Here is a 12,786-nt window from a genome sequence, read left to right as displayed (position 1 = left end):
TCAATTATATTTCATAATAATTTGCATCGTCAGAGAGATACTAACTAGAGTAACTATTAGTAGTAAAATCCCATCATCATTACTCAAATCAAATCCATAGACAACACTTAAACAAATCACACAGCTTAACGAATTTAAGCCGAATAAAATCCCCCAAATGACTTCCTTGAATCTTTTATAGGCTTTATTACCAGTTAAATATCTTATATAAAAAGAACACACCAAACCCATTCCAACTATGATTAGCGAGGACTTTATGAAGGATGATGTTAAGGTAATCGGCTCTTCCCAAGACATATCAGTATAAATAATATTAGAGAAATTAATCATATTGAAAACGAAAACACAGAGAAGAACATAAAAAAATAAAACCCATTCAGCTACATAAATCATCAGCAATAAAAGCTTTTTCAACATCGTCTCACCTACCATTCGTTTGTATTCTCTATAAACTTTATAGACTCTAACTTACAACGGGCAAAATTGGCAAAAGTTCCACATTAAACAATTTTTTCTTCCGCTAACCTGCTCCGTTAGTACAATAAGAAAAAAGAGCTGTCTAAAACAGCTCAATGTTCTTCAAGTAATGCACCCGTTAGCCATCCATGTCGCATAAAATCATCGCTACACCACAGAAAATGAAAGATTATTACGTTCTTTCATGGGAGTTGAATAGACAAAATTCACCTAAATTTTCAGAAGGGAATGTTTATGCTCAATTCTTATCCTGAAATGGTTCATTATTCGTATTTGTTCTTCAGTTAGTTTTTCTATGTCCCAATACATATGCATTAAACTGTATTCAAAAATTTCCTTTAATTTTATAAATAGAGGGAGTTTTTCTAACATCTCTGATGATATAGTATTTTCCTCCTGATAGCCTTCAATTATTGCATTAGATATAGAACGACCATAGTCAACAATGTTACTGTTTCCTACAAATGAATATTCCATCGCACTATATATTGGAACAGCTAAATCAAATATATAGAAGTTTTTTTCGCAATCTTGAAAATCAATCATCGTAAAATTATTATTACTATCTACCAATGTGTTTTCTAACCATAAATCACCGTGTATCAAACCATAATCCGACTGTTTTTTCGGAATATTTTTTATTAAGGATAAAACCTCGTCTGCAATTTCTCTAATTATATTTTCTTCTTTAGGGATATATTTAAGAAAAGCATATTCTTCATTTTCATACCAATCTTTAATGTATTTAACAGTCTCTATATTTTCAAATTTCTTTGATAGGCGATGTAAACGACCAATTTGTCTACCTAATTCTTTTAAAACCTTTGCATTCCATTGACTTCTATGCAAGTGTGCACCTGAAGCACCCTTATATAAAACAGTTAGAACTTCACTCTCTAATGTCATTTTTTCAATTAATTTTTCGTTTAATGATTGTATTATGGGGGATACTCCAAATCCTTCGCTATACAAAAAATTAGTATATTTAATTTCTTCTAACTGTTCATCATATGTTTTATAGTTTGTTATTCTTGCAAAGTAGTTCCCCTGTTCTGTAATACATCGAAACATCTCATTAGTCACTGATTCGACTGCCATAATATTAACTGGATAAATTTTGTTAAGTGATTCAAGTATCCTTTGTTCCATAATCTTTTACTCCTCCTTTTATCTTTAATCGCCTTAGTCATTGTCAAAATTTTTATTATGATAAAAAACACTTTACATTCCCTTATTATACCATATAATAAAATCTTTGTTATTTAACTAAAATGCCCATTAGTTCAATAAGAAAAAAGAGCTGCCTATGCAACTCAATGATCTCAAGTAATGACCCGTTAGCAATATAATCTAAATCAGATCTCTATTTTAGGCACTACCCTTTTTTTGAATATAAAGGTCGCGTTTGTTTTAGCATGGACTTTTTTAGAGCCAGAGATTTAATTTTCATGGGAGTTGAATAGCATTTTTCTTTTTTCTTCTATTACAAATTTTGGTCGAAATATTCACCACTCATAAAAAAATTATCTTTACCACTAAAAGTCCACTTACCGTTTTTATATGTTATCTACCTAATTTGTTCCGCAATATGTCCGAATGAACTATCAATTCCTATTTTCAATCGACAAGATATAGATTGCTTTTAATTTATCCATATTAACCATATAATTAAGAAACTAATTAAAAAAGAGGTTAAAAAAATGAAACAAAATCCTTTGCACCAATGGCAAAAAGAACATAATAAACGGGTAAAAGATTTCCATAAAAATCACGCGTTAAAAATAGAACGTAGTGAGAATGGCAACGGGGTGTTAGCTAAATGGGAAAGATTTGTCTACAATAAAGGAAAAGCTCTTTCCGAAGGTTTCAGATAAAATTTTATAAATTAACTGTTCCTTTTGGACATTTTTTTTTGATTATTCATGTATGCATTGTTACACGCTTTGTTTCAACTGCGACATAAAAAGAATGGAATTTCCATATCTCTTGTTCAACTAAACTGCTTCGTTAGTTCAATAAAGAAAAAAAGAGCTGCCTATGCAACTCAATGTTCTTCAAGTAAGCACCCCGTTAGTTTAAGTGTAATACTTCACAATCTTATTCAATTAAGGTTGTTTTAATCATTTAAATCATATAAAAAAATTGGGTTTATACACTCCAAAATGGATACTATTGCGTTATTGTATCCGGATATTTTCTCAATTTCTTTTTCGTCTTTCAATTCTTCGTTTTCGAACTGTACTTTAGCGGCAAGCCCTAAATCGTCGAAATTTTTTTGCCCTACGATTTCTATTAGGAAGAAGGAATAATAATAGAAAACCGTGTTCCCTTTCCCTTTTCACTTTTTATTTCTATATCTCCGTTTAATCCTTTTACAATACTGTATGCAATCATCGTACCTAGCCCGGTTCCCTTCTCTTTTATAGAATAAAACGGCATAGCGATTCGATTTATCTCCTCAGAAGACATTCCAATTCCTGTGTCAATAATATCAATCACAATACGATTCTTTACCTTATTCACATTAATTCGGAGCATCCCTCCATTAGTCATGGCTTCAATCCCGTTCGTTGCAATGTTAATTAAACACAATTTTAGATTATCGGTGTTGGCATATATATAATAGGAACATTCATTATCGCTTTCAATTTTAACATTACATTGGATGGCGATCGGTAAAATAACATCTATTACTTGCTCAACTATTGGTCTAATATCTAATAATTCTCTTGCAACATTTTGTGGTTTTATAAGGGACAAATAATCGTTAATAACGAGTTGCGCTTTTTCTAACTCCATTAGCATGACTTGCAAATAGTCATCCTTTTGTGTTTCAGAGATTTCGTTTTTACTAAACATCTGCATAAATCCATATACCGTAGTCAACGGGTTTCTTATTTCATGGGCTATAGACGCTGCTAATTCACAAGTCACCATAAATTTTTCTGCACGATGAATTTTTTCTTTCATTTTAAACCTTTCTATCATTCCTTCAATTAAATAAAGAGACAATAAAACAGTCAGAATATTGATCACTATATAATTGAATAAAAAGTGAATAAAATCAGGTTGAACGTTATCGTTTATCCGTATTTGGTTCATTAAAGCGAATATAGAAAAGGAAATAGTGCAAAGAGACATAAGCAATAAGCTGAACAATATTTTTCTTTTTTGATAATAACCAGCAAGAAAATATTGGGATACCATAGTAATGGAAGTGGCCATAAAATATACAATAACTGCAGGGTAGACTCCGTCTCCGCCTAAGTAAAAACGGTAAGAAACAAATATAACAGTAATAAAAATAAAACTCCTAAAACCACCATAGAGAACAGCTAAAAGGATTGGGATAAGCCGTAAATCATATATGTATCCATAATTAAACTTAAACGGGAATGTCATACAAAGAACAACCGCAATGGATGAAAGAAAGGAAATTAATATAGTATTACGCGCTTCTTTTCCATCTTTATCTAACCAAAATATTTGATAGAAAAAAATACAAATGATAATAATGAATGCATTTAATAATAATGTCGTTATCCCCATGATCAGCGCCCCTAAATTGAGTAATAAATGTTAAAAAAGTGATGAAACACAAAAGGTTAAGATAATTATAAACATTTTTTCAAAAAAAGAAAGATGTTGAAAAAAGTGTAAAAAAAATTTGACTAACCTGCACCGTTAAGGAATGCGAATAAATTAAAACCTAATCATTCTATCTCTAATATAAAAGGCTTTTTTTCTAAAAGAGGTAAACAATAATTTTGTGTTACATATGGCATTCTTCTTTGTATCCATTCATGGGATATTGGATTATTTATATTAAACCCAAAAGAACCAATAATCCCTAAGATAAAACCTGCACTTATTAAGTGTTCGTCAGCACTATCGATATTTCTTAATGTTTTGTATCCGTCTAAGACTTTTTTCCTAAGATTAGTATTTAAGGAAGCAAGAGTAAGACCAACATCGAATAGATAAAAACCATAACCAGAGAAACCAAAGTCAATTGGAATTACTTTGTTTTTATTAACAATAATATTTCCACCTTGAAGATCGGCGTGAATGATTCCCCAGTTATTTTTAGTTTTTGGTGTATCATCAAAAACAGATCCTATATATTTCAAAGTATCTGAAATTATATCATAATGTTCAGATTTAATTAGGTTTAACTTAATTCCATACTGTAACCTATACATTAAATTAGTGTACTTGTTAATATCATAATTTGGTCGGATAAATGGACATGGAATTGTCCAGTTGCTTGAAAAATTATGTATATTAGCTAATACAATACCTACTTCATAAGAAATATTCTCGGAATATAATTCTTCCCCTGTAAATACATCTCCCTCTTTCCAAGTAAGGAGTGTACTTAACGGGCAAAAATGATCATTGGAATCAATAATTGTAGAAACAAAACTACCATTCTGATTTTTAATTGGCTGTTGTAGAGGCAAACAAGTCTTTTCTGCTATGCTAATAAGCAATTCCATCTCTCCATTTAAACCTTCAAAAGTATGTTGTACTCCTTGAAGACCAGGAGTAATAGGAACGTGTATACGCAATAAAAATTTATTTTTATCCACATTGTTTATTATTTTTATTGTAATGTTTTCATTATGTCTTATGAAAACAGAATCATAATCATAAATTCCATATTGACTTAATGCATTTTCAATTAAACTTTCGAAATAATTATCCATTCTATCCTCCTCATTGGTAACTCCTCTTCTTCACTATCCTGCGCCGTTAGTGAAGTATTTATTTTTCTATGTATACTCTTTCTAGCAAATTGGAAATAATTCCTCTATAAAATAATATTTTTGGAGGAATGTACTTTGTTAATGTCTAAAGCATGGGAAACATATGAATCTGAAAAGAGAATTGAAGGTTTTTCCTTACAAACTTTAAAAGCATATCGTCTTCAGGCAGCATTACTTACTCGCTATTTTGAGGATGTTAATATTGAATCACTTACGACTGTTCAACTAAAAGAATACTTAGCAAAATCTAATGTGTATCTTAAACCCTCTAGTCTTGCTCACCTAATTCGTTTTATGAAATCATTGTTCCGTTGGTCACATGAAGAAGGACATATATCTAAAAATCCAGCAGCTAAAATAAAGGAACCCAAAGTCGGAAAACGAATTCCTAAGTTTTTAACCGAAAGAGAAATTGAACATTTAAAAGAGGCATGCCATACTCCCCTGGAAAATGCGATATTTGAGTTTATGTTTTCAACAGGATGTAGAATTGGAAAAATTGTTTCACTAGAGAATAATAGTATTAATTGGTCAGAACGCTCTGCAATCTATTAAACAAGCCAGCACTGTTAGTTTAAGTAGAAAAAGGCTCTACCCCTTCTTATTGAAGTAAAACCTTCATTAGTTGAATTAAAGGTAATAATTCTTATTGAGATAAATGTTTGTAATCTAATACTTCAATGTTGAAACCATGATTACATTGCTGTTTATTAATTTTGTCACTATCACAGGATGGGGATATCCTTACTTTAACTACATCTTCTTTAGCATCATCAAAATTTTTCGAAGGGATTTCAATTTTCACAGTAACGTCATAGGAATGATTATCATTGTAAGTAATATCTAAAATCCTTTTCCATTGCCAGTCAAAAAGTGTATCCTGCCCATACTCTTTTATTACTCTTTTATCTACAGTTGGAAATATTATGTCTGAAATAATGTCTTCTGTTGTGACATACATTTCTTCTGCTTTTGGAACAGTTTCTGATTTAACAACTTGCGTAGAAGTAAGAACAATAAATAAAAATCCTAATAAGATTAAGTATTGCTTAACCATCAAGATTCACCTCTGATTTGTGTTTACTCCTTATTCTTAGTATCTTGTTACTTTTTATTCAATTAACCTGCTCCGTTAGTTCAATAAAGAAAAAAAGAGTTGCATATGCAACCCAATGTTCTTCATGTAAAACACCCGTTCGTTCAATTAATAGGTTAGTTGGGAAACCCGCCGACAAAACCATTGAAATCCAGGCTATTCGGAAGAAGAGGTTCAGACAACATTCTTGAAGATCGCAGTTTCATTCAACTCATTGAATAATGTTCCTCACTAAACAACTTGCTAGTAGGATGTTGATTTAAAGTCACTTATTTAATCGACTATTGTTTTTTTGTATCACCATATTTTCCATTAATCACATAAGAGGATCCTTTGTATAGTAAAAATATAACAACAGTCAGGGAAAACAAAATTGTCAACTGTAAAGCTGTATTAATGCATACATACAAAAATAAATCCCAATAGGCTTCCCCAGGAGGGAAATCATCATAAGATGATTTGTCTATGTTAATATAATGAATAAAGTAGAAGACAAAAACGGAACAAAAGTAACCTATATATGCCGAAATCAAATGCCAAGAGAATTTGATTCTAAATTTACTTAACCAAAGAATTAAATTAACGAAAACAATAATTAAAGGTAAAAAGAAAAGAAGAGAAATGGTCACGTCCTTTATCTCTAATAACATCAAAGTATAGAAGCCTTGAGCTATACAAATGAAAATAAGATTAATCAGAACTACCAAAATAACCGATGAATGACTGTTTTTTTTCAATATAATCCTGCCCCTTTTGGTTCAATAAGCCCTGTTCATTTACTTTAATACGTTTGAAACTAAAAGAGGTTCCAATTTTAAGTAAATTATCCAAAAATCAATTTCTGCTTGTTCATACAGATAGGTAAGCCTTTGAAATTATCGCCAGCTTTTCCCCCTGTTCACACCGTACGTGCGACTTTCACCGCATACAGCGTTCCAACTAATCCAATTCAATTAATCATCAACACTTCTGATATCAAAATACCTTCTATGTCTCAATTCTTCCGTTTCAATAAGTCGGTGCCTCCCTTGGAAGGTGAACCTCTTTTAGTCTCACGAGAACCTTATTAACCGATAAAGATTTGCCAAGCATGATTAAATAATTCTTCATTAGTCTAGTGGCTATCCCTCCACGTTCATTACACGCTTCAACGGTACTGTGCCACCACTTTCACTGATATAAAGTAAAGTTATATAACCGCTAATCTTACGATTATTTTCCTTCGCAACGCTTCAAAGAGAGTAAGCCCTCCACGTTATCAGCTTACAATGTTGAATTATATCTATTATAGAATGAAATTAGGTGCTTCCTGTAAGCCTGTTAGCATTCATACGCCTGTAACGTATCATGGATTTTCATATTAGCTAGTCTTACTCACCCACATCTAACCTCACAATTTGGTGACATACACATTTCTATGTATCGCAGTTATAGGCCCGTACATTCAGAAGTTTGTCAGCTTAACCTTTTCTTTTAGGTTCATTCGCATTCTCACCATATTCATTCAACTCAAGCACCATGATTTACACCACCCCCGCGGGTAGGCTTTCGTCAGCCGAACTGTTACGGTAAATTCTCACGCCTTTTCGCCGAGCTTATAACACTTTCATTCTTACTAAATCAAGTGCTATTCGACTAAGAGAGAACCCTTCCGAGCGTTACCTCTTCATTTGATTCTTCGATATAACCCTTCAATTCCGAAAGGAACTGCCTAGCTTTACCAGAGTAATGTGACCATTCTCCATTTGAGCTAGGAACATTTCGCACAACTAACCTGCTTCGTTACTTGAAGAAGAAAAAGGCATTACTCCCGTTGAAGTAAAGCCACTGTTAGTGAATTGTTTAAGGGTAATAAGAACAATTAGTCCTTTTATTGAAGTTCTTTTTTAATATTCAATAGCTCATTTTTAGCTCAATAAGACATATTCAATTAAATGGTCTTTTAATCAATCTTTTTTACAAAACTACACTTTAAAGTAACATTAACATAGATATTCATAAAAAAAATCTCTCCTCTAATAAATCTATAGAGGAGAAATGATTTTAATCCATCTTTATTATAAATAATCCATCTTTCTTACAAAGCTACTGCGGTAATAATCTTTTTTTCAAGTAACGAACTTTTTTAACGAGTATCAATCTTTTTTTCAATACTACAGTTCAAGCCGCAAAGTGGTTAAACTCAATGCGTTATACTTGGCGCAAAATTATTATTACTGCTTTAATCGCCATGATAGAAGATTACATCTCCATCTTGTAAGCTAAACGAAAGAAGCTTCCCTTTTATATTTTATTAGTTTTGAACACTTAAACTTTTGAGTATTAAAAACATCTACAACATCTCTTTTCTCATTATGGTTTAGAGGAATCTCAAGCTTTTCTAGACCAAATGACAACAGGAATAAGTAATAAGGATAAAAGACCTCCAGCTAAAGATAGTATCGCATAACTTGCATTAGCCACTACCATACCAGAGAGAACACCACCAGAAGCTCCTGCTAGTGCAACTAAAACATCAATTTTCCCTTGTGTTTTTGCTCGTGTAGAAGGCTCTGTCGAATCTACTATTTGTGCAGTACCACTTATTAAGCCAAAGTTCCAACCTAATCCAAGTAAAGATAGAGCAACTATTAATAGAACCATAGAATCGCTCGGTGCGAATGCCGCTAATAAACCAGCAAATAACAAAGTTACTCCTGAAGCAATACTCATGGCTGTTCGTCCGACTTTATCAACAAGAATACCTGTTACAAGCGAGGGAAGATACATGGCACCTACATGAAATCCTATAACAATCCCTACTTCCGATAAACCATGACCATGATGTTTCATATGTACTGGTGTCATCGTCATAATTGCAACCATTACAATCTGAGTAAGTACCATAACCGTTGCGCCGACTGTTAGACCTCTTTTATTGTTTGCTTTATTCAAGGATTCCGTCTTATTTACTTGTTTATGTGCTTCTATCCTTTTTGCAATCTCTAATGGATCGGGTCGCAACATAATAAAAAGGACAAGACCTGCTAAAATAAATGCTGTTGCTGATAAAATAAATGGACCTGCAAGAGACGGCACACCAATAGAAACAGCAAATTTGCCCATAATTTCTACTAAATTTGGACCTGCCACAGCCCCAAAGGTTGTCATAACCATTGTCGTACTGATAGCAGTTGCTCGTTGTTTACTATTTGCTAAATCTGTCCCTGCATAGCGAGCTTGTAAATTTGTCGCAGTCCCTGCACCATAGATTAGTAGAGAAGCAAATAATAAAATGACACTATTCATCATGGCAGCAATTACAACACCAATTGCCCCCAGTCCCCCTACAATAAAACCTGTCGATAACCCTATACGACGTCCATACCGTTGAGAAAGTTTTCCTACGATTAAAGCTGCTCCTGCTGACCCTAAAGTAAATAAAGCTGATGGCACACCTGCATAGGCATCCGTTCCAAGCATTTGTTGAGCTAAAAGAGCACCAACCGTAATGCCCGCTGCAAGCCCTGCCCCACCAAATATTTGGGAAATACTAACAACAATCAACACGCGCCTGTATAAATTTTTTAGCTTTTCAGGTGAATCTATATAACTCTCAATAGAATCTTGTGATTGACCAAACACTTATATACACCTTCTTTCTTACTTATATAAATGATTAAAATTATCCCCATTTTATTAGCCTATTCGACAATTTCAACTCTAATTTAATTATTTCACTAATTGTAGCCATTCTTTAACGCCCTGTTCCATTCGAAATGCCTTAATTCCGTTTGCTTTGAGAATCTTCACTGCATTTGCAGACATTAAACAATAAGATCCTCTGCAATAAGCAACAACATCACAATTTACTGGTAAAGACGAAAGTGTATCCTCCAATTCTTCAATAGGAATCGAAATAGCACCTGGAATATGCGCCTCCTCAAATTCTTCTTTCGGTCTTACATCCAATAGTAAAACCTCACCTTTTTCCATTCGAGGAATAAGCTCTGAAAGTGTTATTCCTTCTAAGCCAAGTTGAGCATTTAAGAATTCTTCTTTAATTTGTTGAACTTGGATAAGCTGCTTTTCTGATAAAGCATGCAATGTAATTAAAAAATCAGAAATAACTTCATCTGCTAGTTCATAAATGACAAAATTTCCTTCCTTCTTAAATTTAACCAATCTCGAATTAAAAAGTGTTTTTAAATGTTGAGACACATTGGCAACTGACATATCCGTACTTTTGGCTAAAGCATCTACAGACTTTGGACCTTGTGATAATAGATCAAGAATTTCCAATCGTTTAGGACTTGATAAACTTTTTCCAATCCTTGCGAACTCTTGATATAACAAATCCTTTAAATTTCGTTCATTCAATACAGATAACCACCTTTAAACTATTCAATTAATTTATTGAATAGTTGAATAATACTTCTGAATTTTACTATTGTCAATACAATAGGCTCAGGGATGTAGCGCTTTAGCCCAGGCGACAACTATGCCCTTAGTTATTCACACCTTTAACAATAAAAATATCCGGATAGAAACTTAATTCTATCCGGATACAGAAGCTAATTATATTACCAATAACCAAGAAGCTTCCACCATAATCCTCCGACTAAAGTAAAGATCAGAATGGTAACTACGGAAACGACAAATCCAACTGTCCACCACTTTTTCTGTTCAATATAACCTGCACCAAAAAAGACCGGTGCTGGACCAGAACCATAATGGGTTGTGGCGCCAAATAAATTACTAAATGCTGCTAATAATATAGCTGCTAGCATAGCTGGTGCCCCTGCTTGCAACATAACAGATAAAAAGGCTGCATACATCGCACTAATATGAGCAGTGGAACTCGCAAAGAAATAATGGGAGTAGAAATACACTAATGCTAATATGACAACAGCCCATACCCAACTATACCCAGATACAAGTCCACCAACTTCATTACTAAACCATGGAATTAGTCCTAGTTTGTTCATAAAAGATGCCATCATAAATAATGTTGCAAACCAGACTAGCGTATCCCATGCCCCTTCTTCCTTTTTGATATCTGCCCATGTTAATACATTTAACAATAAAAGCAAGGAAAGACCGATTAGAGCTGATGTAGTGGCACTAATTCCTAAAGAGTCTCCGCCAATCCATAACGATAACACAACAATAAATACTACAATCATTCGCTTTTCAGAACTTTTTAGTGGACCAAATTCATCCAGTTTCTTTTTAGCGATAGCTGCTGCTTCTGGTGTCTGCTTGATTTCAGGCGGATAGATTTTATAAATAATATAAGGAACAACGATTAAAGCTGTTAGCCCAGGGACAATCATAGCCACCGCCCAGCCAAACCAAGTAATCGTTACTCCAGCTGTATCACTTGCCAGCTTTACAATTAAAGGATTCGCTGCCATGGCTGTCATAAACATAGCAGATGTTATTAAATTCCCTTGAAAGCCTACCGTCAAAAGAAAGGCCCCCATCTTACGCTCTGTACCGTCTTCTGGTTTAGATCCGAAGGTATGAGATAATGATTGGATGATTGGAAATATAACACCACCAGCACGAGCTGTATTACTAGGAATAGCTGGCGCTAATATTAAATCACTCGCTAGTAATGAGTAAGACAGACTCAAGGTTTTTTTCCCAAAAACACGAACAAATAGATAGGCAATTCGTTCTCCTAGTCCCGTTTTAATAAATCCACGTGAAATAAAGAAAGCAATAACAATTAGCCAAATTGTTGAATTGCCAAAACCGCTTAATGTCTCTTCAATGGTTAATGTATTTGTTATGGCAATCACAGCCATAGCAATAATGGATACAGCACCCATTGGCAACGGTTTAGTAATAAATCCTATAATTGTCGCAACAAAAATAGAAAATAGATGCCACGCCTTTTCATCTACTCCTGAAGGTACTGGACAAAACCAGATAGCCACACCAACAGCAAGGGTAATTAAGAAAGGAACCCATTTGACTGCACTTTTTTCTTCTTTCATGATGTAAATGCTCCTTTACCCCAATGTATTTTCAAAAATGATTTCTCCCATGTTTTAATATTTCCCCATTATCGAAAAAACATAAGTATTATATATGCTTTATGTAATAGATGAAAAGAGTTTTGGTTCATTTTTTAGAAAAAAACGGGCTTTAATTAGAAATATTTCTCTATTATGTTAATCTATTAATAAAAACGAACTTTTTTATAGGATTTTTTTTACAATATATACTTACAGCAGGAAGAATGTGGGTTTTAAAATCATGTGAGACACTAGAGGAGAAATCAAAAGTTTTATGACCTATTACAATCATGATCGAAGTAGTGGAACCTAAAAAAGATGACAACTGCACAATGCAGACATCATCTTCTTCAAGTTGCCTAGCGCTTTTAAAATGACCTTTACAAAGGGTACACTTTATTTTGACTAGATTCTTTAATCATTCAAGAAATATTATTTT

9 protein-coding genes are annotated in these 12,786 nt (G+C 33.2%); 2 read left to right on the top strand and 7 right to left on the bottom strand.

Features of this window, described 5'->3' with window-relative positions:
* Window positions 1-687: 687 nt before the first annotated feature.
* Window positions 688-1,626 (bottom strand): phosphotransferase enzyme family protein, encoded by a 939-nt coding sequence (locus tag ACB089_RS10455; RefSeq protein WP_374966342.1) that lies wholly within the window; start codon window positions 1,624-1,626, stop codon window positions 688-690.
* A 551-nt stretch (window positions 1,627-2,177) separates the two neighbouring features.
* Here ACB089_RS10455 and ACB089_RS10450 point away from each other — a divergent pair.
* Window positions 2,178-2,351 carry a hypothetical protein gene (locus tag ACB089_RS10450; protein WP_374966341.1) on the top strand — a complete coding sequence of 58 codons (174 nt, stop codon included), beginning with the start codon at window positions 2,178-2,180 and terminating at the stop codon, window positions 2,349-2,351.
* 418 nt (window positions 2,352-2,769) lie between these two features.
* Here ACB089_RS10450 and ACB089_RS10445 read toward each other — a convergent pair whose 3' ends face one another.
* Both ACB089_RS10445 and ACB089_RS10440 read right to left on the bottom strand, forming a co-directional pair.
* Window positions 2,770-4,026 (bottom strand): ATP-binding protein, encoded by a 1,257-nt coding sequence (locus tag ACB089_RS10445; protein ID WP_374966340.1) that lies wholly within the window; start codon window positions 4,024-4,026, stop codon window positions 2,770-2,772.
* Between the two features lie 164 nt (window positions 4,027-4,190).
* On the bottom strand, window positions 4,191-5,186 hold the full coding sequence (locus ACB089_RS10440; protein ID WP_374966339.1) for a phosphotransferase: 996 nt from the start codon (window positions 5,184-5,186) through the stop codon (window positions 4,191-4,193).
* A gap of 135 nt (window positions 5,187-5,321) precedes the next feature.
* Between ACB089_RS10440 and xerC the strand changes: the two genes are divergently transcribed.
* Complete coding sequence (gene xerC, locus ACB089_RS10435) at window positions 5,322-5,801, top strand: tyrosine recombinase XerC (protein WP_374966338.1); 480 nt, start codon at window positions 5,322-5,324, stop codon at window positions 5,799-5,801.
* A 91-nt stretch (window positions 5,802-5,892) separates the two neighbouring features.
* On the opposite strand, the gene ACB089_RS10430 is transcribed toward xerC, so the two are convergent.
* The 4 genes from ACB089_RS10430 to ACB089_RS10415 form a co-directional block, all read right to left on the bottom strand.
* Window positions 5,893-6,303 carry a hypothetical protein gene (locus tag ACB089_RS10430; RefSeq protein WP_374966337.1) on the bottom strand — a complete coding sequence of 137 codons (411 nt, stop codon included), beginning with the start codon at window positions 6,301-6,303 and terminating at the stop codon, window positions 5,893-5,895.
* Window positions 6,304-8,712: 2,409 nt separating this feature from the next.
* Window positions 8,713-9,966, bottom strand: a complete 1,254-nt coding sequence (locus ACB089_RS10425) for an MFS transporter (protein WP_374966336.1) — start codon at window positions 9,964-9,966, stop codon at window positions 8,713-8,715.
* Window positions 9,967-10,053: 87 nt separating this feature from the next.
* The gene (locus ACB089_RS10420; RefSeq protein ID WP_374966335.1) at window positions 10,054-10,701 is read right to left on the bottom strand and encodes an ArsR/SmtB family transcription factor; all 648 of its coding nucleotides are present in this window, start codon (window positions 10,699-10,701) and stop codon (window positions 10,054-10,056) included.
* 203 nt (window positions 10,702-10,904) lie between these two features.
* Complete coding sequence (locus tag ACB089_RS10415) at window positions 10,905-12,326, bottom strand: anion permease (RefSeq protein ID WP_374966334.1); 1,422 nt, start codon at window positions 12,324-12,326, stop codon at window positions 10,905-10,907.
* Window positions 12,327-12,786 lie beyond the last annotated feature (460 nt).

The organism is Lysinibacillus sp. RS10 (assembly GCF_041956855.1).
Lineage (GTDB): Bacteria > Bacillota > Bacilli > Bacillales_A > Planococcaceae > Lysinibacillus > Lysinibacillus xylanilyticus_A.
Note: the sequence above shows the minus strand (reverse complement) of the source record. Positions and strands in the feature narration are given on the sequence as shown.

What these genes read in the sequence shown, in the direction of transcription:
- ACB089_RS10455 (WP_374966342.1), bottom strand. Translation starts at nt 1,626, where the DNA reads ATGGAACAAAGGATACTTGAATCACTTAACAAAATTTATCCAGTTAAT.
- ACB089_RS10450 (WP_374966341.1), top strand. Translation starts at nt 2,178, where the DNA reads ATGAAACAAAATCCTTTGCACCAATGGCAAAAAGAACATAATAAACGG.
- ACB089_RS10445 (WP_374966340.1), bottom strand. Translation starts at nt 4,026, where the DNA reads ATGGGGATAACGACATTATTATTAAATGCATTCATTATTATCATTTGT.
- ACB089_RS10440 (WP_374966339.1), bottom strand. Translation starts at nt 5,186, where the DNA reads ATGGATAATTATTTCGAAAGTTTAATTGAAAATGCATTAAGTCAATAT.
- ACB089_RS10430 (WP_374966337.1), bottom strand. Translation starts at nt 6,303, where the DNA reads ATGGTTAAGCAATACTTAATCTTATTAGGATTTTTATTTATTGTTCTT.
- ACB089_RS10415 (WP_374966334.1), bottom strand. Translation starts at nt 12,326, where the DNA reads ATGAAAGAAGAAAAAAGTGCAGTCAAATGGGTTCCTTTCTTAATTACC.